Annotated in this window: 22 protein-coding genes; 8 read left to right on the forward strand and 14 right to left on the reverse strand. The window is 60.5% G+C overall.

Annotation, left to right across the window (positions count from 1 at the left end; genetic code table 11):
- The first annotated feature begins 3 nt into the window (after positions 1 to 3).
- The 6 genes from selB to hypA all read left to right on the forward strand — a co-directional run bounded on the left by selB (position 4) and on the right by hypA (position 7109).
- On the forward strand, positions 4 to 1899 hold the full coding sequence (selB, locus tag G5195_RS03090; RefSeq protein ID WP_421235814.1) for a selenocysteine-specific translation elongation factor: 1896 nt from the start codon (positions 4 to 6) through the stop codon (positions 1897 to 1899).
- Positions 1896 to 4334: a carbamoyltransferase HypF gene (hypF, locus tag G5195_RS03095; RefSeq protein ID WP_421235815.1), complete on the forward strand. Its 2439-nt coding sequence runs from the start codon at positions 1896 to 1898 to the stop codon at positions 4332 to 4334. Before selB ends, hypF begins: the two co-directional genes overlap by 4 nt.
- Before the next feature lie 5 nt (positions 4335 to 4339).
- A complete protein-coding gene (locus G5195_RS03100; protein WP_043819819.1) occupies positions 4340 to 4591 on the forward strand; it encodes a HypC/HybG/HupF family hydrogenase formation chaperone in 252 nt (83 codons plus the stop codon).
- A complete protein-coding gene (gene hypD / locus G5195_RS03105) occupies positions 4585 to 5697 on the forward strand; it encodes a hydrogenase formation protein HypD (protein ID WP_042053817.1) in 1113 nt (370 codons plus the stop codon). Before G5195_RS03100 ends, hypD begins: the two co-directional genes overlap by 7 nt.
- A complete protein-coding gene (gene hypE / locus G5195_RS03110) occupies positions 5694 to 6698 on the forward strand; it encodes a hydrogenase expression/formation protein HypE (RefSeq protein ID WP_236317687.1) in 1005 nt (334 codons plus the stop codon). Before hypD ends, hypE begins: the two co-directional genes overlap by 4 nt.
- A gap of 69 nt (positions 6699 to 6767) precedes the next feature.
- On the forward strand, positions 6768 to 7109 hold the full coding sequence (gene hypA, locus G5195_RS03115; protein ID WP_421235816.1) for a hydrogenase maturation nickel metallochaperone HypA: 342 nt from the start codon (positions 6768 to 6770) through the stop codon (positions 7107 to 7109).
- Here hypA and G5195_RS03120 read toward each other — a convergent pair.
- Entirely contained in the window at positions 7102 to 7431 is a 330-nt protein-coding gene (locus G5195_RS03120) for a hypothetical protein (protein WP_421235817.1), read from the reverse strand. The genes hypA and G5195_RS03120 overlap by 8 nt on opposite strands.
- Between G5195_RS03120 and hypB the strand changes: the two genes are divergently transcribed.
- Positions 7318 to 8148, forward strand: coding sequence for a hydrogenase nickel incorporation protein HypB (gene hypB / locus G5195_RS03125; RefSeq protein ID WP_421235818.1), 831 nt, complete (start codon positions 7318 to 7320; stop codon positions 8146 to 8148). The genes G5195_RS03120 and hypB overlap by 114 nt on opposite strands.
- A 353-nt stretch (positions 8149 to 8501) precedes the next feature.
- On the opposite strand, the gene G5195_RS03130 is transcribed toward hypB, so the two are convergent.
- From G5195_RS03130 to G5195_RS03190, 13 genes are all read right to left on the reverse strand, one after another.
- Positions 8502 to 9143: an ATP-binding cassette domain-containing protein gene (locus G5195_RS03130; RefSeq protein ID WP_421235819.1), complete on the reverse strand. Its 642-nt coding sequence runs from the start codon at positions 9141 to 9143 to the stop codon at positions 8502 to 8504.
- The gene (locus G5195_RS03135) at positions 9143 to 9931 is read right to left on the reverse strand and encodes an ATP-binding cassette domain-containing protein (protein ID WP_421235820.1); all 789 of its coding nucleotides are present in this window, start codon (positions 9929 to 9931) and stop codon (positions 9143 to 9145) included. The genes G5195_RS03130 and G5195_RS03135 overlap by 1 nt, the downstream gene beginning before the upstream one ends.
- Positions 9925 to 10740: an ABC transporter permease gene (locus tag G5195_RS03140; RefSeq protein WP_421235821.1), complete on the reverse strand. Its 816-nt coding sequence runs from the start codon at positions 10738 to 10740 to the stop codon at positions 9925 to 9927. The genes G5195_RS03135 and G5195_RS03140 overlap by 7 nt, the downstream gene beginning before the upstream one ends.
- Positions 10730 to 11740 carry an ABC transporter permease gene (locus tag G5195_RS03145; protein ID WP_421235822.1) on the reverse strand — a complete coding sequence of 337 codons (1011 nt, stop codon included), beginning with the start codon at positions 11738 to 11740 and terminating at the stop codon, positions 10730 to 10732. Before G5195_RS03145 ends, G5195_RS03140 begins: the two co-directional genes overlap by 11 nt.
- Positions 11725 to 13335 (reverse strand): ABC transporter substrate-binding protein, encoded by a 1611-nt coding sequence (locus G5195_RS03150; protein ID WP_421235823.1) that lies wholly within the window; start codon positions 13333 to 13335, stop codon positions 11725 to 11727. Before G5195_RS03150 ends, G5195_RS03145 begins: the two co-directional genes overlap by 16 nt.
- Positions 13336 to 13466: 131 nt before the next feature.
- The gene (gene hybE / locus G5195_RS03155) at positions 13467 to 14006 is read right to left on the reverse strand and encodes a hydrogenase-2 assembly chaperone (RefSeq protein WP_421235824.1); all 540 of its coding nucleotides are present in this window, start codon (positions 14004 to 14006) and stop codon (positions 13467 to 13469) included.
- Positions 13988 to 14518: a HyaD/HybD family hydrogenase maturation endopeptidase gene (locus G5195_RS03160; RefSeq protein ID WP_421235825.1), complete on the reverse strand. Its 531-nt coding sequence runs from the start codon at positions 14516 to 14518 to the stop codon at positions 13988 to 13990. The genes hybE and G5195_RS03160 overlap by 19 nt, the downstream gene beginning before the upstream one ends.
- Positions 14518 to 16221, reverse strand: coding sequence for a hydrogenase 2 large subunit (gene hybC / locus G5195_RS03165; protein WP_421235826.1), 1704 nt, complete (start codon positions 16219 to 16221; stop codon positions 14518 to 14520). The genes G5195_RS03160 and hybC overlap by 1 nt, the downstream gene beginning before the upstream one ends.
- Positions 16218 to 17405: a Ni/Fe-hydrogenase cytochrome b subunit gene (gene hybB / locus G5195_RS03170; RefSeq protein WP_257725435.1), complete on the reverse strand. Its 1188-nt coding sequence runs from the start codon at positions 17403 to 17405 to the stop codon at positions 16218 to 16220. Before hybB ends, hybC begins: the two co-directional genes overlap by 4 nt.
- Entirely contained in the window at positions 17398 to 18444 is a 1047-nt protein-coding gene (gene hybA / locus G5195_RS03175) for a hydrogenase 2 operon protein HybA (RefSeq protein WP_421235827.1), read from the reverse strand. Before hybA ends, hybB begins: the two co-directional genes overlap by 8 nt.
- A 2-nt stretch (positions 18445 to 18446) precedes the next feature.
- Positions 18447 to 19580: a hydrogenase 2 small subunit gene (gene hybO, locus G5195_RS03180; protein WP_267516527.1), complete on the reverse strand. Its 1134-nt coding sequence runs from the start codon at positions 19578 to 19580 to the stop codon at positions 18447 to 18449.
- 956 nt (positions 19581 to 20536) lie between these two features.
- Complete coding sequence (locus tag G5195_RS03185; RefSeq protein ID WP_421235828.1) at positions 20537 to 24565, reverse strand: ATP-binding protein; 4029 nt, start codon at positions 24563 to 24565, stop codon at positions 20537 to 20539.
- Positions 24562 to 24738: a hypothetical protein gene (locus G5195_RS03190; protein WP_421235829.1), complete on the reverse strand. Its 177-nt coding sequence runs from the start codon at positions 24736 to 24738 to the stop codon at positions 24562 to 24564. Before G5195_RS03190 ends, G5195_RS03185 begins: the two co-directional genes overlap by 4 nt.
- A 374-nt stretch (positions 24739 to 25112) precedes the next feature.
- On the opposite strand from G5195_RS03190, the gene G5195_RS03195 reads away from it, so the two are divergent.
- The gene (locus G5195_RS03195; protein WP_421235830.1) at positions 25113 to 26729 is read left to right on the forward strand and encodes a response regulator; all 1617 of its coding nucleotides are present in this window, start codon (positions 25113 to 25115) and stop codon (positions 26727 to 26729) included.
- Positions 26730 to 26822 lie beyond the last annotated feature (93 nt).

The raw sequence follows: 26822 nt of genomic DNA on the forward strand, positions 1-26822 counted from the left end.
CCCATGACCCCCTATCGCGCCGTTATCGGCCTTGCCGGCCACGTGGATCACGGCAAGACCCAGCTGATCAAGGCCCTCACCGGCATCACCACCGCCCGTGCCCACGAGCAGGCCATCGGCATGACCCAGGATCTCGGCTTTGCCCACTTCGACGACGGTCAGGGCAACACCATAGGCGTCATCGACGTGCCCGGCCACGAGCGCTATATCCGCAATATGGTGGCGGGGCTCTGGAGTCTGGATCTGGTGCTGCTGGTGATTGCCGCCGACGAGGGGTGGATGCCAATGACCGGCGATCACCTGCGCCTGCTCAAGGCGATGGGGGTGCCGCGCTTCTTGGTCTGCATCAACAAGTGCGATCTGGTCTCCCCTGACGAGCTTTTGCTGTTGGAAGAGAGCCTGCTGGAGCGGGTAATGGACGAGAGCGGCATGGTGCCCGACATCGTCAGCGTCAGCGCCAAAACCGGCGAGAATATGGCAGCCCTGCACGCCGCCATCGTGCGCCAGTTGGGGGATATGGCCGAGCATCATGTCCCCCGCGAGCAGGCCGCCCCGCGCCTCTATGTAGACAGGGTCTTTACCGCCAACGGTACCGGCACTGTGCTGACCGGCACCTTGCAGCAGGGCAGCCTCAAAGTGGGAGACAAGCTGCGCCTCTACCCCGCCGATCGGGAGGTGCAGGTGCGCTCCCTGCAGGCCTATCACCAGAGCGTCGACGAGATTGGCGCCGTCTGCCGGGTGGCGGTGGGCCTTAAAAAAGTGCCTCACAAGGAGGTGGCACGCGGTCACTGCCTCACCAGCGCCACTGGCCAGTGCGAGGCGGCAACCCACCTTATCGTGCGACTCAACGCCGAGAGCCTGAGTAGCAAGACACTGCGCCCCTCTCTGCACAACAAGGAGGTCGAGGTGGCCCTTGGCAGCTGGCATGGCCGGGCCCGTTTCGTGCCCATCAAGGATACCCGGCTGGCGCGGCTGATCTTTACCAGCCCCATCCCCTGCTTCTTCGGCCAGCCACTCGCCATCATTCGCCACGGCAGTAGCGAACTGCTGCACGGCGCCCGCATCGTCTGGTGCGGCGACATCCACCCCGCCAGACGCAAGGCGCTGCACGCCCTGCTGGGCGAGCTGCCAGATGAGCTCGAACACTACAACCCGGCCACCCTGCAACTGGGGCTCAACGGCTATGTGCTGGCCAGCCGCTTTGACCAGCGGCCAGAGCTGGTCACTCCCCTCGGTGAGTGGCTGCTGGATAACTGCTGGCTGGCCCAGAGCCGCGATCAACTGCTGGCCACGCTGGCCAGCGAACCGCTGAGTGCCGCCGAGCTGGCAACCCGCTTTGGCATCGTCCTGCCGGTCACTCAGGCCTTGCTCCAGCAGCTCAAGAGCGAGCAGCTTATTCGCCTGCACCATGACAAGTGGCAACCGGGCAACGGCGAGTCGGAAGATGATCTGGGGGAGGAGGCACAGCTGGTGCTCAAGGTGGTGCGAGATCAAGGCAAGGAGGGGTACGAGCCCGGTAAACTGGGCCCCGGCGGCGTGGAGCTGGATCCCTTTATCACCCGCAAGCTGCCCGCGGCCCTGCAGCAGGGCTTGCTGCAAAAAGGCGCGTTGCAAAAGCAGCTGCGCAATCTGGCGCGACTCAAGTATCTGGTGCAGCTCGATGGCCCCATCTACTACGACGCCGAGCTTTACAACCAGATGGTCGCCGCCGTGCTGGCGGGCCAGCAGGTGGGAGATCTGATCGACATGGCATCCCTCAAGGAGATCACCGGTTTGTCGCGTAAATACGCCATTCCGTTCTGCCTGCGCATGGAGATGGATGGCTGGGTACGGCGCGAGGAGAACGAGCGCCGGGTGCTGCGTCTGCCAGCCACTCAAGATGAGATGGAGCTGGCATGAGCGCCACCATCGCCCCCTCTGGCTCTGCCAATCCTGTGGCCAACCGGCTGCGCCGCGAATTTCATATCGACGGCATCGTTCAGGGGGTCGGCTTTCGCCCCTTCGTCTATGGGCTGGCACTGCGCCACAGCCTTGCCGGTTATGTCTTGAACGATGCCAACGGCGTCACCATTGGCGCCGAAGGATCCCCTGAGCAGCTCACAGCCTTTGCCCGCGAACTGCGGGAACTGGCGCCGCCGCTTAGCCGCATCGATCATTTCAGCGAGCGGGAGCTGCCCCTTGCTCATGATCCCGACTTTGATGGCCAATTTCATGGCCAGTTTCGAATTAAAGCGAGCCAGCAGCAGAGCGCGGCCACGGTCGCCATCTCGCCGGATCAGGGGATGTGCGAGGCGTGCGCCACGGACGTGGCCAACCCTTCGGATCGCCACCATCGCTACCCCTTTACCAACTGCACCCACTGCGGCCCGCGCTACACCATCATCCACCGCCTCCCCTACGACAGACCCCACACTGCCATGGCGGGCTTTGCCATGTGTCCGCGCTGTGCGGCGGCCTATGAAAACCCGCTGGACAGACGCTACCACGCCCAGCCGGTGAGCTGCCCCGAGTGCGGGCCCCATCTCAGCTGGCGCAGCGGCCACGGCGATGCGCTGGCCGAGCGCGAGGATGCCCTGCAAGCAGCTGCAAGCGCCCTGCAGGCGGGGGCGCTGATTGCGGTCAAGGGGATGGGGGGGTATCACCTGATATGTGATGCTCGCAATGAACAGAGTGTGGCTACATTGCGAACACTCAAGCGGCGCGCACGCAAGCCGCTGGCGGTGATGATGGGCTCCCTTGCCGAGGCCAAGCTCCATGTCACCGGCTGCGAAGACGAGTGGCAACTGCTCGCCTCTCAGGCCAGACCCATCACCTTGCTGCGCAAGCGAAAAAGCGATGATCGGCCGTCAGAATCCCAACTGACAACGGCGCCGCTGGCCGAGGGGATCGCCCCCGGCATCCCCTACCTTGGCATCATGCTCCCCTATACCCCGCTCCATCAGCTGCTGCTGGACGCCTGCGCCATGCCGCTGGTGGCCACCAGCGCCAATGGTCGTGGCAGCCCAATCCTCATCGAGTGCGAGGCGGTGGTCAGGGAACTCGGCAGCGAGATTGACGGCATCCTGGATCACAACCGCCCAATCCTGCACCCGTGCGACGACAGTCTGGTGCAGTGGGCGGGCGGGCGACGCCAGACGTTGCGCCTCGCCCGAGGCTATGCCCCCTGCACCCCCAGCCTGAAAGAGGCGGTCAGGGTGCCGCTCTTGGCGGTCGGGGCGCAGCAGAAGAACCAGCTGGCGCTCGCCTTCGGCCGCCAGCGCATCTACAGCCCCTATATCGGCGATCTGCACAGCCTGCCGATGCAGGAGCACTTCGAGCAGACCCTGGCCACCTTTCGCAATCTCTACGATCTCAAACCCGAAGTTCTGGTCTCGGATCGCCACCCCGGCTACCTCAGCCGCCAGTGGGCCAAAAGCTATTGCCAGGATCAGGGTGCGACCCACCTCGAGGTGCAGCACCATCACGCCCACCTGCTGGGGGTGATGGCCGAGCACAACATCACGGGCTCGGTGCTGGGTGTTGCCTTCGATGGCACCGGCCTTGGCGATGACGGCACCCTCTGGGGCGGCGAGCTGCTGATCGCAGACGTTAAGGGCTTCGATCGTGTTGCCCACCTCGCGCCTTTCAAGCTGATCGGCGGCGAGGCTGCCATTCGCGAGCCGGTGCGCCAGCTGCTGGGGCTGCTGTTTGAATCGCACAGCCCTGAGGAGATCAGTGCCCTCGATATTCCGTTGATCAAGCAACTGCCCCTTAAGCGGATCAGCAACCTGCACCAGCTCTGGCATCTCGGTCGCAACGCCCCCTACACCAGCTCCATCGGTCGACTGTTCGATGCGGTGGCAGCGATCTTGGGAGTGATCGACACCCCCGATTACGAGGGCGAAGCGGGGCTATTGCTGGAGGCGGCTGCCTTGCAGCTGGCCCCTGATGAACAGCCCTTACCCCTTGCCTTTGATCTCAGCCAATCAACAGAGGGGCCGCTGCAGATCGAGTGGGCCGAGCTCATCAATACCCTTGTCAGCGAGCGGCGCCAAGGCACCGCCACCGCCAGCCTGGCCGCCGGTTTTATCCGCGCCATCAGCAATCTGGTGGTTGCCCTGGCCGAGCGCCTCCCCGACTATCCGGTGGCGCTCGGGGGCGGCGTCTTTCAAAACCGGGTGCTGATGGACCAACTTGTTCCCGCTCTCGAAGCGGCCGGTCGGCAGGTATTGACCAGCGAAACCCTGCCGCTCAATGACGGTGGCATCGCCGCCGGTCAGCTCTGGTTTGCCATCCACCATCTTGCCACGCATCAGCCTGTCACCACCGGCTGTGCCACCTTGTCGGAGTCCTGAAATTCATGTGTCTATCCATCCCCTCTCAGGTGGTGCAGCTGCACCCCGAAGACAACTGCGTCACCGTCGATACCCTGGGGGTGCAGCGGCGCGTCAGCTGCATGCTGCTCGAAGAGCCTCTCAACATTGGCGACTATGTGCTGCTCCATATCGGCTTTGTGATGAGCAAGATTGACGAAGAGGAGGCGCAGGCCAGCCTCGAGAGCTTCCGCCAGATGGTGGCCCTGATGCCCAAACAGGATATCTTGCCATGCTGACCCTCAATGACCTGTTTCAGGGCTTTCGCCAGCCCGAGGTGATCCGCGCCCTCGCCGCCCAAATCACCGAACTGGCCAAAGATCTGCCCGAACCGCTGCGGGTGATGGAGGTGTGTGGCGGCCATACCCACACCATCATGAAGTACGGCCTGCACCAGCTGCTGCCGGCCAGCATTGAGTTCGTCCACGGCCCCGGCTGCCCGGTCTGCATCATGCCGAAAGAACGCATCGATCAGGCCATCGAGCTGGCGAGTCAACCGAATGTCATTCTGGTCACCCTGGGGGACATGATCCGGGTGCCGGGCTCCAAAGGCACGCTGGCCCAGCAACGGGCCAAGGGGAGCGATATCCGCCCGGTCTATGACCCCCTCGATGCCCTGCGCATCGCCCGTGAGAACCCGGACAAAACCGTGGTCTTCTTCGCCATCGGTTTCGAGACCTCTACCCCCATGACCGCCGCCTTGCTGGCTGCGGCTGAAGCTGAGGGGATTGAGAACCTGCTGTTTCATATCAACCATGTGCTGGTGCCCCCCGCCATTCATGCGGTGATGGCCGACGGGGTCGCCAAGGTGAACGCCTTTATCGGCCCCTCCCACGTCAGCGTCATCACCGGCGCCGATATCTACCTGCCTATCGTCGATCGCTATCAGGTGCCGGTGGTGGTGAGCGGTTTCGAGCCGGTGGATGTGATGGAGGCGCTCTTGATGATGGTGCGCCAGAAGGTGGAGGGTCGTTACGCGCTGGAGGTGCAATACAGCCGCGCCGTCACCGCCAGTGGCAATAAAGCCGCCCAGCGGCTGGTCGAGCGCTTTTTCGAGACCCGCGAGCACTTTCGCTGGCGAGGTCTGGGGGATATCAACGCCTCCGCCCTGCGCCTGCGCGATGCCTTCGCCAAGCGCGATGCGGAGCGTCACTTTGCGCTTAATCAGACTCCCATCGATGACCACAAGGCGTGCCAGTGCGCCGATATCCTGCGCGGCCTGGCCAAGCCAAACCAGTGCAAAGTCTTTGGCCGGGGCTGCACCCCGACCCAGCCCATGGGCAGCTGCATGGTCAGCTCCGAAGGGGCCTGCAATGCCTACTACCGATATATGGGGATCCAATGAGAGAAATTCAGTTAAGCCACGGCGGCGGCGGTGTGGAGATGAACCAGCTGATCAATCAGCTCTTCTTTCGCCACTTTGGCAACGAGATCCTGCTGCGCGGTGAAGATGCCGCCCTGCTGCCGGTAAACGGCCCCGTCGCCTTCACCACCGACAGCTTTACCGTCTCGCCGCTCTTCTTCGAGGGGGGCGATATCGGCAAGCTGGCCATCGCCGGTACGGTCAACGATCTCGCCATGATGGGGGCCAAGCCCGAGTATCTGAGCTGCAGCTTTATCATCGAGGAAGGCTTCCCCTACGCCGATCTCGCCCGCATCGTCGAGTCGATGGCGGCCGAACTTGCCAAGAGCGGTGCCCGCATAGTCTGCGGCGACACCAAGGTGGTGCCCAAGGGGGCGGCCGACAAGATCTTTATCAACACCAGCGGGGTCGGCACCTTTCCGCGGCCTGAGCAGAGCCGGGGCATCTCGGTACGCAACCTCAAAGCCGGTGACGCCATTCTTGTGTCGCGGGATATCGGCAGCCACGGCGCCTGCATCCTGATGGCCCGTGACGCCCTGCAACTGGGCTCCGATCTCAAGAGCGACTGCACCACCCTCTGGCCGCAGGTAGAAGCGTTGCTAAAAGCGGGGATTACCCCTCACGCCCTGCGCGATGCCACCCGCGGTGGCCTTGCCGCCGTGCTCAACGAGTGGAGCAGCGCCTCCGGTGTTGCCATCGAGCTGGAGGAATCAGCCATTCCGGTGTGCGATCCGGTGCGCGGCCTGTGCGAGCTCTACGGTTTCGAGCCCCATGATCTCGCCAACGAGGGAACCATGGTGCTGGCCCTGCCTGCCGAACAGGCGCAGGACGCGCTGGGCATCTTGCGGCAATTCAACCCCGCCGCCAGCCAGATCGGCGTGGTGCAGGCGAGCGATCGCCACAAGGTGATCCTCAACAACCCCTGGGGCAGCCGCCGCTATCTGGAGCTGCCGCAAGGGGAGCTGCTGCCGCGGATCTGTTGAGCGGCCATGCCGTTCTGTCAATTACAGGGAGGAGTCACTGCTCCTCCCCATATCGGTTAAGGAGTCACCATGCACGAAATGTCTCTGGCCATGGCTGCCATCGATCTGGCGGCCGAGCAGGCCACCCAGCGGGGCTTTACCAGGGTGACCGCCCTCTGGCTCGAGGTTGGCAGCTTCTCCTGCGTCGACCCGGACACCATTGCCTTCTGCTTCGAGGCAGCCGCCAAGGGCACCGCCGTCGAAGGGGCCCAACTGCACTTTCAGCACAAGGCGGCAGAGGCCTGGTGTTACGACTGCAACCAGACGGTCACCCTCACCGAGCGCGGGCAGGCCTGCCCCGGGTGTGGCGGATACAAATTACGAGTCGCGCAGGGTGATAGCCTGCGCATCACCGACATCGAGGTTAGTTGATATGTGTAGCGTATGCGGATGCGGCCAGGCGCGGATTGCCGGCCATGAGTACGATCATGAGCATCATCACGAACATGATCATAAGCACGACCATCATCATGCTCATGACGCCCATCACCATCATGATCACGAGCAGAGTGCGCCACGCACCCTGATCATTCACCACCACTACCACCATCAGGGAGATGTCCATCACCACTACCACGGGGTGCGAGCCCCCATAAGCCATGAGGGTCATGATCACCCCCGCGACCATCATCATGATCACGCCCAGTCTCATGACCACGGCCATTCCCACGCACACCCCCATGATCACAGCCATGACCATGACCATCAGCACGGTGATCTGCACTACGGCAAAGGGGAAGCGGGATTGTCGGTGCCCGGCATGGGGCAGCGTCAGCTGATCGCCATTGAGATGGATGTGCTGGCCAAGAACAATGCGCTGGCAACCCACAACCGCGAGCACTTCGACGAGGCGGCCCAGCTGGTGCTCAATCTCGTCTCTAGCCCGGGTTCAGGCAAGACCACTTTGCTGTGCGAAACCCTGCGCCAGCTGGCCGACAAGCGCCCCTGCGCGGTGATCGAAGGGGATCAGCAGACCAGTGCCGACGCGGATCGCATTCGTGCCACCGGCGTCCCTGCCGTGCAGATCAACACCGGCAAGGGCTGCCATCTGGATGCCAAGATGGTTCACGACGCCTGCCACCAGCTGCCCGCCAATGAAGGGGGCATCCTCTTTATCGAGAACGTGGGCAATCTGGTCTGCCCCGCCAGCTTCGATCTCGGCGAGAAGTACAAGGTGGCGATCCTCTCCGTCACCGAGGGGGAAGAGAAGCCCCTCAAGTACCCGGACATGTTCGCCGCCGCCCAGCTGATGGTGATCAACAAGATCGATCTGCTGCCCTACGTCAGCTTTGACGTGGCCCGCTGCATCGAGAACGCCAAACGGGTCAACCCCTATATCCAGGTGATCCAGGTCAGCGCCACCACCGGCGAAGGGATGGATGCCTGGCTTAACTGGCTGGCCACGGCCTGAACCAGAACCGGTTAAATGCCGTTACCAACGGCGGATAGCAAGAGAGGGAGGCTGATGCCTCCCTCTCTTTTATCTGTAGACCTTGTCGGTCATGCTATCCGTCCAAAATGGCCAGCATCCCACACTCGCTTCCCCTCACCCTGGCCCTCTCCCCAGGGAGAGGGAACCGGTTTGTGGATGCCGCGGCTATACGACGCCCTCAAACCCCTCAGGGGGCTTCGAGCATAACAACCAGCCATATCTTCAAACCCCAAGGTTCTCCAAACCCTAAACCCCGAGCCTGGCGAAATGGCACCTTCTGCTCCCTTCTCCCCTTGCGGGAGAAGGGCTGGGGATGAGGGGGAAGCCAATCCTCAGGCCACGCTACGGGCCATCGCCTCCTGCTCCGCAGGCGCCTCACCAAAGCGCAGCACCCGATGGCAGATCTGGCGCAGCAGCGCCTGCTGGTGGCTGAAAATCACCATGCCAAGCCCACGCTGTTCGCACTCAATCATCAACTCCTGCCAGAGCTGGCGCTGGATTTGCGGATCCAGTTGGGCGGTCACCTCGTCGGCAATCAGCAGTCGAGTGCGGGGATCGAGGGCGCGCAGCAGCGCGATGCGGGCCAGCTCGCCGCCGGAGAGCTGACCGGGTTTGCGGCCAAGCCATTCAGGCTTGACCATAAAGCGGGCCAGCATGGCCTCATCGGGGCGCCATACGTCCCACAACGCCTGCCCGGTGGTGCGATAGGGATTGAAGGTGAGCTCCGGGTGCTGGGGCACCAGCTGGATGGGGTTATAACCTTTTACCTGTTCAGGCACCGGTTGCCCATCCAGCAGGATCTGCCCGCCAGCCCCAACCGGTTGCCAACCCGCCAATACCCGTCCCAGCGTGGTTTTGCCATAACCGCTCGGGGCGGAGATGCCGAGCCGCTCCCCCGCTTTCACCGTCAGCGATAACCCCTGCCAGAGGGGACGTTCCCCCTGGGCGATAGTGAGATTTCGTACTTCAAACATCAGGAAACCTCCGGCACAGAGAAGAGCGCGTTGAACTCCGGCAGCGCCTGCCAGTGGGCGCGGAGCATCTCGCTCCCCTGCCCCTGGCGCAGATGGTGGCAACTCAAGGTATCGCTCACTTGGCCCTGATGCAGCGCCACGATGCGATCGGCAAAACGGGCCGCCAGCGCCAGATCGTGGGTCACCCAGAGGATACCGCTGCCCTGATTGGCCAATTCACGCAACTGGCCGAGCAGCAGACAGGCCAGCCCCTCGTCGAGCCAGGCGGTGATCTCGTCTGCCAGAATGTAGCGAGCACCGCCAAGGGCCGCGGTGCAGGCCAGAATGCGCTTGGCCATGCCGCCGGAGAGCTGGCGCGGGTACCTGTCCAGGGTGGTCGCGGGCAGCTGATAGCGCAGCAGCTGCTCGCCGAGCCGCTCGCGAGAACCGCTCTGGCCGCAGAGGCGCGCCGCCCGGCCCAGCTGGCGCTCCACCGTCAGCAATGGATTGAGGGCGCTTACCCCCTGTGGCACATAGCAGAGGGTGTGCCCGCGCAAACTGGCCCGGCTGGCATCGCACAGAGGAGTGCCATCGAGGGAGATGGTGCCGCGCATCCGCAGGTTGTCCGGCAGCAGGGTCAGGGCGCTTTGCAGCAACAGGCTCTTGCCCTCGCCGCTCCCCCCCACCAGCGCCACGATTTCGCCGGGCGCCAGTTGCAGGCTGATATCGGTCAGCAATGGCTGCCAACTGCGCCGTCCCAGCCAAGAGTAGTGGGCCGCCTCTATGGTCACCTGATCAAAACTCAGCATGGTTCACTCCTGTGCCACAACAGCTGTTGCAGAGCGCGGGTTGCCTGATCAAACAGCAATACCAGCAGCAGCAACATCAGCCCCGGGAAGAGGGCCAGCCACCAGCCGCCACCGGCCAGATAACGCAGCGCATCGGCCAGCAGCAGACCCAGCGAGGCCTCGTGGGCCGCTAGGCCAAAGCCGAGAAAGCTCAAAGCCGCGCTATGCAATACCGCATGGGGAAACATCAGCAAGGTGCCGATAAACCACTGGGGCAACAGGCCCGGTAGCAGGTGGGTGCGCCAGCGACGCAGCGCCCCCATCCCCTGACAGCGGGCCAGCACCACATAGTCGCTGCAGGCGATCCGCCGCGCTTCTGCGCGGAGAATGAGCGCCAGTTTGGGCCAGTGGGTGAGCGCCACCGCCAGGATCACCCCGCGCATACCGCCCCCCACGGTAAAGCAGATAAGGATCAAGAGCAGCATATGGGGCAGCGCCAGCATGGCGTCGATCACCATTCGTACCGCCGCATCACATCTGGGGTGAATGAGCGATACGCTTGCCGCCACCATGGCCAGCAACCCGCTACAGAGCGCCGTGCTGATCCCCAGCTCCAGACTGGTGAGGGTGCCCTGAAAGGCCCGCAACCAGAGATCCCGCCCCATCTGATCGGTGCCGAACCAGTGGGCCAGCGAGGGGGGCTGCTGGCGCGCCAGCAGATCCATCGGCACATCCTGATGAGAGAGGCTCCAGCCGTAAGTGGCCAGCATCGCCAATCCGAGCAGGGCAAAACCCAGCCGCAGTATGGAGGGAAGCGGATTAAACAGCATGCTCGCCCTCCCAGCCCCGATTAATGCGGGCCAACAGCACACTGGCCACCGTGTTGCCAATAAAGACCAGCAGGGTGCAGAAAAGCACGATTCCCATCAGCAGGGGAATATCCCCCCGCAGCCCCGCATCCACGGTGGCCTGGCCGAGCCCCGGATAGGAGAAGACCTTCTCGGCCAAGAGCGACCCGCCAATCAGCTCGCCAAGGGAGGCAAACTGCAGGCAGAGCGCCGGGGTCAGGGCGTGGCGCAGCACATGAAAACGCAGCATGGGCCAGCCGCCATCCCCCTGAGCGCGGGCGTAGCGGATAAAGTCACTCTCCAACACCTCGGCCACCCGACCCCGGGTGTGCAGCGCAATATTGCCAAGCCCCAGCAGGGCCAGGGTTGTGACCGGCAACGACAGATGACGCAACCGCATGGCCCAATCCGCCTCATCGGCCACAAGCCCCGGCGACCAGGCGCAGCAGACTGGCAGTAGCGGCCAGTGCACCGCAAACAGGGCGAGCAGCAAGAGGCCGACCCAGAAGGTGGGCAAGGAGGCGAGCAGGTAGGCAAAACGGCAAATCAGGCGATCGGGCCAGCGGTTGAGATAGCGACCGGCGCAGAGGCCCAGCAGAATCCCGAAAAAACCGGAGAGCAGCCAGGCGCCCGCCAGCAGCAGGAAGGAGGCGGCAAAGCGCTGGCCTATGACCTCACCCACAGGCGCGTTGTAGAGCATGGAGTAACCGAGATCCCCCTGCAGCACCTGGCTAAACCAGTGCCAGTAGCGCAGCCAGAGCGGCTGATCCAACCCCCAGCGAGCGGCGATGCGGGCGTATTGCTCTGGCGGCACATGGAGCAGATCGTTGCCGATATAGGCCTTGATGGGATCAATGGGGGAGTAACTCAGCAGCACAAAGGTGGCGACCGAGACCAGACATAACAGCCCTGCCAGACGCAGCAGGGCTTTTAGCAACAGATAACCTGAATGACTCAAGGGCGAACTTACCGGCACGTCCACCGCCAATCCTGCAGGTTGTTGAGCAGGGACCAGCTACCGTGGATTTCCGGCGCCCCCTTGCCAAGATCGATGCAACGGTTGGCGAGATAGGTGTGCTGCACATTGAGCAGCCAGGCCCAGGCGGCATCCCCCTGTACCCCGGCGCCGGTTTTGCCATCCCACTCCACCTGCTGCCAGAACGGCACGGCCGCCTGCCAGTTCGGAGCATCCAGCGCCTGCTTGAGGTGGCCATCCACAACAGGGTTGCTGTAGTAGCCCGGGTTGTAGAACTCCACGCCACCGGAGCCGCTCTGGTAGTGGTGATAGAGCTCCATGGGATCCAGACTCCCCCACCCCATCAGCACCGGATTGGCGTGCATCTCCCGCTCCACCTGCTCCCAGCTGCCGGACTTGAGGCTCACTTCGAGGCCGATGGGTTTGAGCATGGCCCGCACCGCTTCCGCCAGATCCCGGCGGGTGCTGTCGCCACTGGTGTACCAGAGGGTAAAGGCGGCTCTCAGGTCGCCCTTGTGGCGAATGCCGTCACTGCCCATCTTCCAACCCGCCTCGTCGAGCAGGGCGTTGGCGTGGGCGGCATCTCCATCCTTGAAGGCGGTGGCTTTGTTTAGCCAGGGCAAGCCTTCTACCGCGCTGTAGGCGGGGATAGCGTGCCCTTCCAGCAGTTGATCGGCCAGCAGCTTGCGGTCGATGGCGTAGTTGATGGCGCGGCGCACCGCCACATCCGAGGTCACGTCGTTGCCGATGGGATAACCCTTGGCATCTTTTTTACCAGCAGCAGGAATGGGGAAGACGATGCCGCGGTTCTCTACACTCGGCCGCACCCACAGCTTGAGGGAAGCAGGCACGGTGGGCGCCAGCGACGGGGCAATGCGCACCACATCGAGCTGGCTGCTCTGGGCGGCAGCATAGGCGCTCTCTTCATCGATAAAGACAAAGACCAGCCGTTTGAAGTCATTGTTGCCACCAGCGTAATAGGGGTTCGCCTCCACCACCAGTTGCTGCCCGGGCAGGAAGCTCACCAACCGGTAGGGGCCGGCACCGACCGGCTTTTGGGCATAGGCTTTTGCGTCGTAATCCCGCTTCGACACTATCCCCAAAGATCCCAGCACGTTGACGAAGGTGCTCTGAGGGGCGCTAAGAGTGATGGCCACCTCGGTGGGCGAGAGCACCTTGGCCGAGACAAAGTTGCCCATGTCGATCTTGCCGCCACCCTTGGCGGCGCTGTTGTAGGTAAAGGCCACATCCTCGGCGGTGAGCGGCGCGCCGTTGGAGAATTTCAGGTCAGGCTTGAGGGTAATGAGCCACTCCTTGCCATCCTTGCTCGGGGTCACCGATTGGGTGAGCACATTCTGCCAGCTGAGATCGGCGTTCTGCTTGAGCAACGGGCTGTGCAGCAGCAGGTAGCTGCCGTGGCTCCAGCCAAGCAGAGGGTCAAACCCTTCGGTGGGTTCGGCTCCGATGGCGAGCTTGAGCTCGGCAGGCACAGATTGGGCGGCGGCCAGCACCGCGTGAGAAGCGGTGCCCAGCAGCAGGGTCAACAGAGCGGTAGCGCTGGATCTGGCGTAATGGCGAAGAGAATTGCGTGGAACAGTCATGGGGATCCTTCTTGTTTTGTACCACTCACGGATCATCACTCAAAAAAGAGGTGGAATGCGTGTCTGAACATGGGAGTGAGGGGCCAAAATGGCCCCCTATTCTAAACTTGATTTCGCGTGAAACCTAGCGACTATGCCGGTTGACCGCGCCGGGCACCGAATAGCCGTCTGCGGCCCAGATCCACGCCGACAGCCCCTTGTTGTACCGGCAAGGAGAGCAGCATTTTGAGGGTGCTGCTCACCAGTGCTCGCCCCTCCCCGGTAACGAGATGGGGATCGAGCGGCGACATCAGGGAGCAAGCCAGCAGCTGTCCCGTCTCGGGCAATTCACCCACCATAAAGGTCATGTTGCCGCAGGGGAGCTGCAGGGCGAGCCGATCGCTGCTGCTGCGCACCGGCCAAAGCTGATCCGGCCCCGGCAGCACCACCACGCTCAGCATCCAGGGGGTGAGCACGCAGCCAAGCCACTGGTCTTCAAACAACACGCACTCCGCAACGATTGGCATGTCCGGGTGATAGAAGGGCAACGCCTGCATCTCTTCGCGAGCGATCCGCTCGTACTGGGCTACCAGCAGAGGCGCGGGATTGCTGGCAAAACCGGCAAACTCCTGCGCTGTCTCCGGTACTCTCTCCAGCACTCTCTCAGCCTCGCTTAAATAGGACTGCGCCATAGGCCCTCCCGTGCTTGTTCAGCTTTCTCCTGCTCAGAGAGCGCAATCGCGGGCGCGCCAACGGCAGCCAGCAGGGTCAAAATCCGATCCGTCGCCTCCCCCATGGCAGCCGCCACCACGGGGGTGAGGCCGATACGGGGCTCGAGGGATTCGGGCTCGACCCCGATCAGGGTGAGCCGCTTGGGCGACTCCCCTGTCATGTGCAGCGCCGAGAGCACGTCCGCCAGCCCCAGTTGGTGCGGGGAGATCTTGCGGCCAAACAGGGTCGGGATCTCCTCATCCTTCAGAGTCACCACTGTGCCCGGCGGATTACCGCTGCGCACCGCATCAACCAGAATGATGTGATCGCGACTGGCCATCGCTTCGAGCAACTCCATGCCGGCGGTACCGCCGTCGAGCAGCTCGATGCCGGGGGCGAAACGGTAGTTGCGCCCCAGCCCCTCAACGATGCGCACGCCGACGGCCTCGTCACTCAAGAGCAGGTTGCCCACGCCCAGGATCAAGGTGTTCATCACAGCACCTTCACCTGAGTCGTTTCGCCATTTTGGGTATCCACCACATGCACAGCGCAGGACATGCAGGGGTCGAACGAGTGGATGGTGCGCACCACTTCCAGCGGCTTGGCCGGATCGGCTACGGGGGTGCCTACCAGCGATTGCTCGTAGGGGCCGGGTTCATCGTTGAAGTTGCGCGGGCCCGAGTTCCAGGTCGATGGTACCACCGCCTGATAGTTCTCGATCTTGCCGCCCTTGATGACGATCCAGTGGGAGAGCATGCCGCGCGGCGCCTCTTCAAAGCCCACTCCGCGAAACTCTTTATCCGCCGGGATCTCCGCCTTGATATAGGCGGTGGTATCCCCCTTGCCGATGTTGTCCACCAGCGCCTTCCACTGGTGCGCCAGGGTTTCTTTGAGCACGCAGCAGCGCACCGCGCGACCGATAATGCGACCCATGGTGGAGTGCAGCTGCTCGGTCTTGATGGCAGAGCCGGTGAGCGCCTTGTAGATGCCGTTCAGCTGATCGAAGTGCGCTACCGTCTCCGGGTGTTTGGCGGCCAGCTTGACCAAGAGGTCTGCAAGCGGCCCCACCTCCACCACCTTGCCGTAGAAGGTGGGGGATTTGACCCAGGAGTATTTGCCGTCATCCTGCCAGCCGGTGTAATCGGGCTCGGTCTTGCCCTCCCAGGGCTTGAGGGGGGCGTCATCCTTGTACCAGGCGTGCTTGTTGCTCTCGGCGATGCCATCCATCAGCCAAGCATCCTGATGACTCTCGATGGGGCGATAACCTGCCAGATTGCCATTCTCGATATAGCCGCCCGGCATCAGGAAGCTGCCGCCGTTGGCGTCGGTGGGGAGCTCCGGCACGCTCAGGTAGTGCTTGGCCCCCTGCCCCAGGTTCAGCCACTCGGGGTAGTGGGCAGCGATGATGGCAGCATCCACCTTGTAGACCTGCTCGATAAACTCGCCAAGCCGGTCGATAAAGCTCTTCACATAGAGCAGCCGCTCCAGGTTGAGCACGCTCGGTGCATCCAGATTGATGGGATTGGCCACGCCGCCCACCGCCAGATTCTGGATGTGCGGGCTCTTGCCACCGAGGATGGCGACAATACGGTTGGCATCGCGCTGACACTCCAGTGCCTGCAGGTAGTGGGCCACGGCGATGAGGTTTACCTCCGGGCTCAGCTTCATCTCCTTGTGACCCCAGTAACCGTTGGCAAAGATGCCAAGCTGGCCGCTCGCCACCAGCACGCGGATCTTGTCCTGCACCTTGGTCAACTCGTCGGCACTGTTGAGAGACCAGGTCGATATCCCCTTGAGCATGTCCGCCGCTTTTTGCGGATTGGCTTCAAGGGCCGCGGTGATGTCCACCCAGTCCAGCGCGGAGAGCTGATAGAAGTGGACGATGTGATCGTGGATGTTGTGGGCCGCGATGATGAGGTTGCGGATAAACTGGGCGTTGACCGGCACCTTGGCGCCAATGGCGTTCTCCACCGCCCGCACCGAGGCGATGGCGTGAATGGAGGTACATACCCCGCAGATGCGCTGCACAATCATCCAGGCATCGCGCGGGTCGTTGCCCTTGACGATCTCCTCCATCCCGCGCCACATGGTGCCGGACGACCAGGCTTTGGTCACTTTACCGCCTTCGATTTCGCAGTCGATACGCAGGTGCCCCTCAATGCGGGTGATGGGGTCTATGGTGATACGTTGGCTCATACGTTGGCTTTCCCTCGGGCCTGATAATCTTGGTGAACACGTTCAAGTGATGGCAGTACCGGCAAGAGCCGGATCAACAGCAAATAGGCACACACCTCGATGGCAACAAAGCCCAGAGAGATCAGCACCTCCTCCGCAGAGGGGAAGTAGTGGTAGCCATTGCCGGGGTTGAAGGCGAGCAGGGAGTAATCCAGTCGCCAGAGGGCGGCGCCCAGCAGCATGCTGAGGGCCCCCAGGAACAACATGCGCGAGTCCCTGCGGCTCTTGTCCCAGTGGAACACCAGCAGCGGGAAGATCATCAGCGCGATCTCGCTCCAGAACAGAATGGAGTAGCGGTTGAACTCGGAGAGGTATTCCGACTTGTCGTGGATGACGATCTCGGCAAAGCGCAGCGCCACAAACAGGATCAGGAAGATGTCGATCACCTGGGTCAGTTTGTAGAAGAGCGACTTCTCGTTGGGGCCCCGTCCCGCCAATCCGGCCTGCACCAAGGAGCCCTCAAATACCACGATGGAGAAGCCCATGATAAATGCGGTCAGCAGCGAAAAGACCGGCAGCAACTCGTAGCTTTGCCAGAGCGGATGGATCTTCTCCCCCGCGACGATCATCAACGAGCCCATGGAGGATTGGTGCATGGTGGGCAGCAGAGCCCCCAGCGCCAGCACGAAGAACATGATCTTGTTGAGGCGAATGAGTGACGCCTTCCAGCCGAACTTCTCCAGCAGCACGGGAGCAAACTCCAGCGCCATCACCCCGATATAGATGGTCATGCAGACCGCCGTCTCGAACAGCACTGAGGAGGTGTTGAAGTGACCGGGCAGGTAGAAGTACGGAAGGTTCCAGTAACGCCCCACGTCGATGGTGATGGAGAGGCCGCCCAGCGAGTAGCCGAACAGGCTCGCCAACAGGGCCGGTCGCACCAGCGGGTGATACTCGCCCCGGTTGAACACATAGACCGCCCAGGCCAGTGCCCAGCCGCCGCAGGCGAAACCGGTACCGATCAATAGATCGAACGAGATCCAGAGTCCCCAGGGATAACCGCCATTCAGATCGGTGACCGAACCCAGACCGAAGACGAGGCGTTTTAAAATCAACATGCCGCACAGCACGGCAAAGGGGGCCAGCACCAGCACAGGCCAGCTGACCAGCTTGCCGCCGAGGGGATACGCCTTGTGGTTACTCATGATCCTTGCCTCCCTTTGTGGTGCCCTGATCCTTGATCTGCGCACTCCCCTGATCATGGCCATCATCGTGATGGTGATCGTGACCATTCTTGGTGTTGCGGCGAATGAGCACCGAAAGGCCGGTCAGCACCACCATGGGCAGCACCATCCCCTTGTAGAGGGTGTGCTGGATATGCTCGGAGCGGGCACCGGATGAGAGCTCCGGCAGATCGGGCATGTCGAGCTTGGTATAGGGCACCCCGGCCAGCACCAGCACCTGGGTGCCGCCCCCCTCCTTCTCGCCATAGACGTAAGGCTGGTAGTTGGGCACCTCGTGCAGGTAGGGGTCGTTGGCAGAGAGGGTCTGGCGCGGATAGGCATATTCGCTGCCCGGAGTCGCCAGCAGACGATGCTTGGCTTCAGCCATCAGCTCCTCGCGGGTACCGAAGATCACGGCACCGGTGGGGCACACCTCGACACAGCCGGGCAACTTGCCCTGATCAATTCGCTCAAGCCCCTTCTGGTTGCAGAGCTCGCACTTGTGGATCGCCCCCAGCGGATTGTCATAGTCATATTTGGGTACATCGAACGGGCAACCCACCATGCAGTAGCGGCAACCGGTGCAGACGCTCGGGTCGTAGTGAACGATGCCGGTCTTGGGATCTTTTTTAAGAGCCTGCACCGGACAGACAGAGACGCAGTTGGGATCGACGCAGTGCATGCACTGCTTCTTGATGTAGGCATAGCCATCCACCAGCTGATCCTTGTGCTCGCCAGTGCCGCTCTTCCACACCTGAATGATGTTGTTGGTGTAGGGGGTCAGCTTATCGTTGTTGGACCAGGTTTGCGCCCCGGCTGGATTGGCCGGGTTGCCGTTGAGGCGCTGACACTCCGCCACACAGGCCTGACAGCCGACGCAGAGGGTAGAGTCATACAACATGCCGAGTGCGCCGGGAATGGGCGGCTTGTTCTTGGCCGCCGCCAGTGCGGTGTCGGGTACGGCTGTGCCCGCCGCCAGCGCGCCGACGGAGGCAAATTTGAGGAAGTTGCGTCTGTTCACGGTTACTCCTCCCGTGATGGGGACTGCCCGGCTTCGTGGCGTTTCTGCTGGCGACCGAGTTCACGCACCGTCATCAGACTCACCCCCACCAGCACCCCGAGGGCGCCACCGATAAGGCCGGTCGCGGTGGGCGAGGTATAGCCCCCCTCCTGGATCTTCACATCTGGTTTATCCACCCTCGGAGTCGGGTTCTCGACCTTGGCGAGCTGGAAGATCCCCTTGCTAAAACCGACCCCCTGCTCGTTGCAGCCATAACAGGGGTGACCGATGCCGACCGGCCAGATGCCGCCGCCCACATCGCAGAACTCCAGGGTCGAGCAGTTGCCGTAGGTCTCCGGCCCCTTGCAGCCCAGATGGTAGAGACACCAGCCCTGCCGGTGGCCCTCATCGCCAAACTCCTTGGCAAAACGGCCTGCGTCGAAGTGCGGACGACGCTCGCAGTTCTCGTGGATGAGCCGCTCATAGGCAAACAGCGGACGCTTCTTGCTATCCAGCGCCGGCAGCTTGCCGTAGGTGATGTAGTAGGCAACCGTGGTGAGGAAGTTGTGGGGATTGGGTGGGCAACCCGGGATATTGATGATGGGGGTGCCGATATTGCCGAGCGCCTCTTCCAGACTGACGGCACCGGTCGGGTTGCCGCCGCTGGCAGGCACACCGCCCCAGGCGGCGCAGGAGCCGATGGCGATGACCGCAGCCGCGTCACTGGCAGCACGGCGAATATGGTCGACGATGGGTTCACCGGCCACCATGCAGTAGACGCCACCATCTTTGAGCGGAATGGAGCCATCCACCACCAGCACATACTTGCCTTTATAGCGCTTGATGGCGTTGTGCTTGTTCTCTTCCGCCTGATGACCAAAGGCCGCCGAGAGTACCTCGTGGTACTCCAGCGAAATGGTGTTGAGGATCAGGTTCTCGATGGTGGGGTGAGTGGCCCGCAGCAGTGACTCGGTACAGCCGGTGCACTCCTGCGCCCCAATCCAGATCACCGGCGGCCGTTCGGGGCTGGTGAGCGCAGTGGCCATCTTGGCGACGGCATGCTGACTTAATCCCAGGGTTGCGGCCATCCCGGCACACAATTTCATAAAATCACGGCGATTAATCCCATGAGCCGATAAAAAATTATCCTCGACCATTCTTCTTATTCCCGTAGTGAGCACTTGTTTGATAAATGCTTAATAGCGGAAATGCTAAGGACTCACCCACCCTGCAGTATTGATCTCTATCAATTTCGACCGGCTTACCCCTATTTTCATAGCGAGCCACATCACAAATTAAATTAATTACCCCCAAAGAGATATTTGGCATCCCCGTAAATTTTATGAACTTAATTGGATATTAAATAATTAATCACCGCATATCCTCTCTTTCACTGTGAGCCAAATTAACATGATTGAAATCTTGGCTATACCGCTCATTTCACAATACTGATACCCACCAATAAATGATCCATTGAATATATCTTTACTCATCTCATTGCATATTCCATACAGTCATCCACGGGACAACCTCCTGACTTGCCTCCCCACACCAGAACTGTCTCACGGCCAGCAGCCACCGGTAGCAAGCACGGCCTGCACGGCACGATTTACCTGCATGTCGCTTGGTTTCAGTTTGCATTTAGCCTGCACTGGACGGCGATGATTGCTTCTGCTAACCCACACAGTACAACCCCGCTTGGCCTCCCTGATGTTTAACACAGCTTAGTGAAAAGATGCCGCCGAGGTATGCATATCAGTATGACCTCCCCCATTCTTTATTGTCTTGGATGCTGGTGAGTAAAATATCGCGATCACGGATATGTTTACGCATCATCGTGAATCTGCATTCAAATTAATGGTAAGAGAAAAGACAAGGTGGAAGACTGCCTGCAACATAGACATCATATTTAACTCGCGATGCATTCGCTCATCCGGTTACAGATGTTACCGTCCACCTTCATACTATTTACCTTCACGTCACCCTGCGTAATTAACCAGAGCGTAAATATCCATTCCCATCGATATAGATGATAATTATTCTTGTTCAATGGCAACCCCAAAAAATGAGTTGGGATGACGATAAACATGACAAACGATAAGGGTGTTAACCATCACCCAAGCAGTGGTGCCAGCAACTGCAGCGCCTTATCGAACTCGAACTCGTTGACCGCCCGGCTCACCTCTTGAAATGCAGCACGCAGCGGCAATGCACTGCCAGCCAGATCAGCCTCAATCTGCTGACAAAGCGCCAACGCCTGGGCATCGCTCTGTGCCAGCAAGGCCCCCAACTGCTGGAGTTGCGCCGCCAGCATCCCGGCATCGATGCCTCGGGAAGCGCCCATCGTCACAGGGGACACTGCCAGCGCGGCTTCCAGCCCAGACAGCAGGGGCTTCAGCTCGGCCATCAGGGATGGCAAGCGGGTTGCGACCCCTGCATCATCTCCCTCTTCACAGGCTTGCTCGAGCAGCGCCGCCTGATCCGCCACACCGGTAGCCCCTATGGTGCTGGCACTGCCCTTGAGGGTGTGAGCCAGACGCCGAGCCGTGACTTTGTCATCCGATACCCACACCGAGTGGAAACTGGCTTCAAACCCCTGCTGCCCGTTACAGAAGCGCTGCAACATATTGCGGTAGAGCGCACTGTCGCCCCCCATCACGGCCATGCCCCGCGGCACGTCAAGGCCGGGCACTTCTTGCCAAGGGGCCACATCGTCAGTCACCTGCAACTTACTGGCGGCAGCCAGTGGTCTGGCAGGCTTGATCCAGTGCGAGAGGGTCGCCAGCAACAGCGGCATATTCAAGGGTTTGGCGATGTGGTCATTCATGCCTGCCGCCAGCGCCTTCTCTTTATCCCCGGCCATGGTGCTGGCGGTCATGGCGATAATGGGGATCCGGGCCAGCGCTGGATCGGCGCGGATCAACCGGGTCGCGGTGTACCCGTCCATCACCGGCATCTGGCAATCCATCAGGATACCGTCAAACCCGCGATCTTGCGCAAGCAGGGCGAGCGCCTGTGCCCCATCGCAAGCACAGACCAGGGAGATCTGCTCCTTGCCCAGCAGGGCCAGCGCCACCTCCCGGTTCATGTCGTTATCATCCACCAACAGCAGACGAGCCCCCGCCAGCCCATGAGCGGGCAGCGCAACCTGATGATGGGGGCTTGCATCCGATAACGCCTCTCGTCCCACGGCATCGCCCCCATGCGCCTTACACAATGCCTGACACAGTGCCTGCGGGGTAAACGGATGGGCCAGCACATCACACGGCGCCAACCCCAGCGCAGCAACATAGCTGGCAAGCGGTGCGGGATCGCCCGAGGTGATCAGCAAGATCGCGGGCGGCGCTGCCAGCGTGCCAACCTCCTGCAGCACCTCTGACAACCAGCTCTCCCCCTCCAGCCAGCCCAGCACAACTCGATCACAGGGCTTGCACGCCGCGATGCCTTGATGCAGCAGTGCCAGCAGCGCGGCGGGCTCGTCCGCGCAGACAAGCTCAACAGGCAGCGCCGCCAACTGGTGGAGAATGGCCGCTCGCGAAGCAGGACACGACTCCAGCAACAGCAGACGCTGCGGCGCCAGCGGCATGGCTACACGTTGCTCTTTCTCCTTACCCTGATCCGCCAGGGTGGCGAGACAGATACGGAAGTGGAACTCGCTGCCCTGCCCCGGGGCGCTCTCCACCCGGATCTCACCGTCCATCAGTTGCACCAGATTGTGCGTGATGGCCAAACCAAGACCGGTGCCACCATATTTGCGGGTGGTCGAGCTGTCAGCCTGTTCAAAGGAGTGGAAGAGACGCTGGCACTGCTCGGCCGTCATGCCGATACCGCTATCCTGCACACTGCCCTGCAGCCAAATCTTGCCATCTCGCTCGTTACTGCGTGCCAGCCGGACAATCACCTCTCCCTGCTCGGTGAACTTGATGGCATTGCTGGTCAGGTTGAGCAGGATCTGGCCAAGTCGCAGGGGATCACCGCGTAAACGGTCAGGCAGATCACCGGCCAGATCGAACAGCAGCGCCAGCCCCTTTTCCCGCGCCCGAAACGCCGTAAGATCCGCCAGCCACTCGAACACCTCGTTGAGCCGGAAATCCACCTGTTCCAGTTGCAGCTTGCCCGCCTCCATCTTGGAGAAGTCAAGGATGTCGTTGAGGATCCCGAGCAGGTTGTTCGCCGCTCTGTCTATCTTGCTCACATAGTTGTGCTGCTCGGGGGAGAGGCTGGTTTGCAGCACCAGATGGGCCATGCCGATGATGGCATTCATTGGCGTGCGGATCTCATGGCTCATGTTGGCCAAAAATTCGCTCTTGGTTCGGGTGGCATCTTCGGCGATCTGCCTAGCTTCTAGCATGGTGGCCTCAGCCTGCTTGCGGTCGCTGAAATCGAAGATGATCCCGTCCAGATAGATGGCCTTACCCTCGGCATCATAGGTGGCGAGTCCGATGGAGTAGACCCAGCGGAGCTGACCCCAGCGATCGAAGATGCGGTACTCGTTGATGTATTGCCGATGTTCGGCAATGGCATCGATGGTGTTGCGGTTGCTCAGTTCAAGGTCATCAGGATGGATCAAGTCACCAAAATCGCGGCTGTTATCGACAAAATCGCTGGCGGGATAGCCGGTTAATTTTTCCGCCTCGTCGCTGACGAACAACATGGTCCAGGGATGATGAGGCAAGCAGCGATAGACCATACCCGGTACGTTGCGCACCATGGACTGGATCCGCTGCTCGCTCTCGTGCAGCCGCTGGCGATCTGCCGCTATCCGGTCATGAGCCTCCCGCATGGCCTGCTCGGCAGCACGGATCGGGGTGATGTCGACCAGGCTGCCGACCGCACCGCTTCGCTCGCTCTCGGCAAGCTCGATCCCCGAGAGAAAATAGAGCATGTCCAGAGGACGGCCATCCGGCGAAAACAGGCGCACCTCATGCTGCGTTCTGGCCTGGCTGCCAGCCACCCTTTGCAAGGTGTTACCCTCATCCACCGCATCCAGTCCGGCCAGTTGCGGCAACTCCGCCAGCCGCTTGCCTTCGACCGGCCGGGCGCCACCAAATGCGCTGGTAAAGGCGCGATTCACCCCCAGCAGGCGCCCCTGATTGTCGGTATAGAAGAGAGGATGTGGCAGGGTATCGATCAACGCCTGCTGGAAGGCAAACTGCTCGTTGCGCTCGCGAATGCTGCGGCGACGCAACATCCGCCCCTGCCAGAGCAGGGCCGAGCTCAGACATATCAACAGGGCGGTGCCGAACAAGGCCACTCGCCGCCATCCTGACACGGCCTGTTCCACATTGCCCAACAGCAGCAGCGTCCACAGCCCTTTGGCATCGTGCCACTCGATATGCATGCGGCTCACCAGATAGCTATCTTTCCCTATCCGAACTTCACTGCCATCGAGTGCAGGCAGGATCACCGGTTTGCGATCCGGGGCAAAGTAGTGTCCATATAGGCGAGAGGCAAAGAGCTGCTGTTGCCTGGCGGCAGAGTTCGGTCCCACCACCGCCATTTGCCAATCGCTCTTGTTGCTGGCCATCACCACTCCATCTGGCGAGACCAGCAAACCGATGGTATCGCCCCACCCGGCCAGAAAGGTATCGAGCAGCGCCATCTCGTAACGCGCTACCACCACCCCGGTAATGTCGCTTCCTTGCGCCCGATCGTGAGAGACTGGCGCCGCCACATAGATCATCCTCTTGCCGGTATTGAGGCTAACCCCGGCATCTACTGTTTCCAGCCCCTTGAGCCCTTGCCTGAAGTAAGAGCGAAACGACACATCCTGCCCGACGACATGGCGGCCAAGCGCATCCCAATCACGGACAATCACCCCTGCTTTATTGGTAACAAAGGCATGATTGGCCTTCACCCCCTGCGCCAACACCTGCAGAGCTTCGCTCGGGCTCAGCTCCCCCCGCTCGAGCAGTGACGATTGCTGGATCTCGCGGTTGAGGCGGCCAGCCAGTTGCACCGCCCCCATCCCCTTGCTTGAGAGGGTCAGTTGCTGCAGATTGTCGCCCTCGCGCTGAATGCGGGTATCCAGCGACTGGCGATACTCCTGCCGCTCCAGCTCCAGATAGAAGGCATCGACCAGCGTGGCCAACATCAGGGAGAGCAACAGCACGGCAGTAATGTGCCAGAGACGCGATTTCATGGTTGACAGCATGCTCCATCGTTCTGCCTGACCATCATCAGCACCGCCTCACAGGAGAAGACGTGCAATAAAAGGCACTCACCGAGCAGCGCATTCATCAAATTGTGGCAGCCACTCTTATCATCAACCAGCAGCACCATAGGATGAGCCGCGCTCGGGGCAAGATGTTCCATATCTCGTGATTCTCCCTGCCAAGATGGAGGATGGCGACCCCTGCCAACCTTTCTCACACCATAACGGATCCCCCGACAGGCAGCCATGACAACCCGGTTGAAATGTGCGCACAACCCGACAGGAGCCAGCAACTCACAAGGGATAAATCGGATACAAGAAAAAAGTGGATATGGGGTAATGGCGGTTGTACACCATCAGAAGATGGGTCAGCACCAACGGTATGATGATATCGGATTGCTCTCTTTATCACGTTGGGTGATGAGCCCGCTTGCAGATTTATATTTCCAGCGCAAGGTAGCAGAGGTATCGGTTGACCAGGGTCATGCACCCTATATTATCATGCTCAAAATGAGCTGGCAGGATACAGCGACAGATGGGCACATCAGATAGCCATATGGACATAGCAAAAATAATTTCCGGGCCCACGCTGGTACTGGAAAAAGATAATGTGCACAGCGATGCGCTATGCAATCAGTTACGAGCCATTGGCATAAGCCAGATTACGGTGGTGGAGAGTGTCGAGGCGCTGGAACGTTGCTTGTCTGATGGCCCTGCCGCCATGATCATCTGCAATATCGATCTCGATTCGGCAAACTTGCTCACGCTGCTGAAAAATATTCGCAGTAGGGCACCTCATCACACACTGCCATTTTTGACCCTGACCTCAGGGACAGATCGCCCATTGATCGAACAATTTGTCCAGGCGAAAGTCTCTGACATTATCTTGACCCCGCTCAAGCCCGATACCCTTAAAACCAGGATCACTCGGCTGCTGTTGGCAACCAGCCAATCGCAACCCCCACTCTCGCAATTCGAATTCGGTCGTTTGCACCGTTTTTCCAACAGCGATCTGGTCGCCAGCAATCAGGACAGCCCCACCATTCTGGTGGTTGACGATGTTCCAGATAATTTGATGCTGATCACCTCGGTATTTCGCAAAGAGTTTCATCTCAAGTTGGTCAAGGATGGCGAAAAAGCGATCAGGATCTGCCAATCGGATAATCCACCCGATCTGGTGCTGCTCGATATCATGATGCCCAACCTGAACGGATTCGATGTCGCCAGAATTTTGCGTGAACATCCCCACTCAGAGCACATCCCCATCGTCTTTATGACGGCACTGGATGATATCTATTCCCGTAAACGGGCGATGAAACTGGGAGCCGTCGATTTTATCACCAAGCCGATCGACATCGAGATGCTGCGTTTTCGCATTGCCAATCTGATGCGGCTGGTGCATGCCAGAAGAGATCTGCAAAAAGAGTTCGATCAGATGCTTGAGCTCAATACGCTCAAAGAGAGCCTCGAGTTCAATATCCGCTATGAAATTCGGGAGCCCCTGCTCAACGCGCTACACCTGCTGGAAGAGCTGGCGGCCGACTCATCGCTCAACATGCTCCAAAAAACCCAGCTATCCATCACCAGAAAATCTGTAGGCGATGCACTGGCATTGACCCGGCTGGCCAGCGAGATTTACCAGATTGAAACCGGCACCTTTGTTTTGAAAGCGGGTAAAGTCCAGCTCTTTAATATTTTCAACCGGCTTTCGGTGCAATTCAAAAATCTCTATGCCGAGAAAAAGCTCGATATCAAGCTGACCAAACCCAAAAATTACCTCTATGACGAGCTATTCATCGCAGGTGACGAATTTCTCTGTTATTCCGCGTTTCAAATATTGACACGGCTCGCTTGTGAGCATGCGGCAACCTCCTCCTGCGTGGAAATTGTCTGTCTGAAATACCCCGACAGCATTATTTTAAATATTGATAGCTCGACCTTGCTGGATATCAACAATGTCCTCTCTCTGTTCGACAGATTCCCATCCTCTAATAACAACAAAGAAGCACACAGTCACAATGGCTATCATGGCAAAATCATGCTGGAAGCCCATGGCGCCACCGTTACTGTGTCGCTGGATGAAGAAACCAGGCTGCTGAATATCTCGGCGCACTTCCCGCAAAAAGAGGGTTTCAATCCATATCCAGAGTGAAAAGAATCACGATCACAGAACTCTGCGGTAACATCGCCGTGGATCATTTTTGGCTACTACGATGGGTGAATAAAAAAAGGATTTATCACCCCT

This window comes from Aeromonas sp. 601039, assembly GCF_049174415.1.
Lineage (GTDB): Bacteria > Pseudomonadota > Gammaproteobacteria > Enterobacterales > Aeromonadaceae > Aeromonas > Aeromonas veronii_A.

Excerpts from the sequence above, each read along its gene's own strand:
- selB (WP_421235814.1), top strand. The coding sequence starts at position 4 with ATGACCCCCTATCGCGCCGTTATCGGCCTTGCCGGCCACGTGGATCAC.
- hypF (WP_421235815.1), top strand. The coding sequence starts at position 1,896 with ATGAGCGCCACCATCGCCCCCTCTGGCTCTGCCAATCCTGTGGCCAAC.
- G5195_RS03100 (WP_043819819.1), top strand. The coding sequence starts at position 4,340 with ATGTGTCTATCCATCCCCTCTCAGGTGGTGCAGCTGCACCCCGAAGAC.
- hypD (WP_042053817.1), top strand. The coding sequence starts at position 4,585 with ATGCTGACCCTCAATGACCTGTTTCAGGGCTTTCGCCAGCCCGAGGTG.
- hypE (WP_236317687.1), top strand. The coding sequence starts at position 5,694 with ATGAGAGAAATTCAGTTAAGCCACGGCGGCGGCGGTGTGGAGATGAAC.
- hypA (WP_421235816.1), top strand. The coding sequence starts at position 6,768 with ATGCACGAAATGTCTCTGGCCATGGCTGCCATCGATCTGGCGGCCGAG.
- G5195_RS03120 (WP_421235817.1), bottom strand. The coding sequence starts at position 7,431 with ATGGCTGTGATCATGGGGGTGTGCGTGGGAATGGCCGTGGTCATGAGA.
- G5195_RS03130 (WP_421235819.1), bottom strand. The coding sequence starts at position 9,143 with ATGTTTGAAGTACGAAATCTCACTATCGCCCAGGGGGAACGTCCCCTC.
- G5195_RS03135 (WP_421235820.1), bottom strand. The coding sequence starts at position 9,931 with ATGCTGAGTTTTGATCAGGTGACCATAGAGGCGGCCCACTACTCTTGG.
- G5195_RS03140 (WP_421235821.1), bottom strand. The coding sequence starts at position 10,740 with ATGCTGTTTAATCCGCTTCCCTCCATACTGCGGCTGGGTTTTGCCCTG.
- G5195_RS03150 (WP_421235823.1), bottom strand. The coding sequence starts at position 13,335 with ATGACTGTTCCACGCAATTCTCTTCGCCATTACGCCAGATCCAGCGCT.
- hybE (WP_421235824.1), bottom strand. The coding sequence starts at position 14,006 with ATGGCGCAGTCCTATTTAAGCGAGGCTGAGAGAGTGCTGGAGAGAGTA.
- G5195_RS03160 (WP_421235825.1), bottom strand. The coding sequence starts at position 14,518 with ATGAACACCTTGATCCTGGGCGTGGGCAACCTGCTCTTGAGTGACGAG.
- hybC (WP_421235826.1), bottom strand. The coding sequence starts at position 16,221 with ATGAGCCAACGTATCACCATAGACCCCATCACCCGCATTGAGGGGCAC.
- hybB (WP_257725435.1), bottom strand. The coding sequence starts at position 17,405 with ATGAGTAACCACAAGGCGTATCCCCTCGGCGGCAAGCTGGTCAGCTGG.
- hybO (WP_267516527.1), bottom strand. The coding sequence starts at position 19,580 with ATGGTCGAGGATAATTTTTTATCGGCTCATGGGATTAATCGCCGTGAT.
- G5195_RS03185 (WP_421235828.1), bottom strand. The coding sequence starts at position 24,565 with ATGAAATCGCGTCTCTGGCACATTACTGCCGTGCTGTTGCTCTCCCTG.
- G5195_RS03190 (WP_421235829.1), bottom strand. The coding sequence starts at position 24,738 with ATGGAACATCTTGCCCCGAGCGCGGCTCATCCTATGGTGCTGCTGGTT.
- G5195_RS03195 (WP_421235830.1), top strand. The coding sequence starts at position 25,113 with ATGGGCACATCAGATAGCCATATGGACATAGCAAAAATAATTTCCGGG.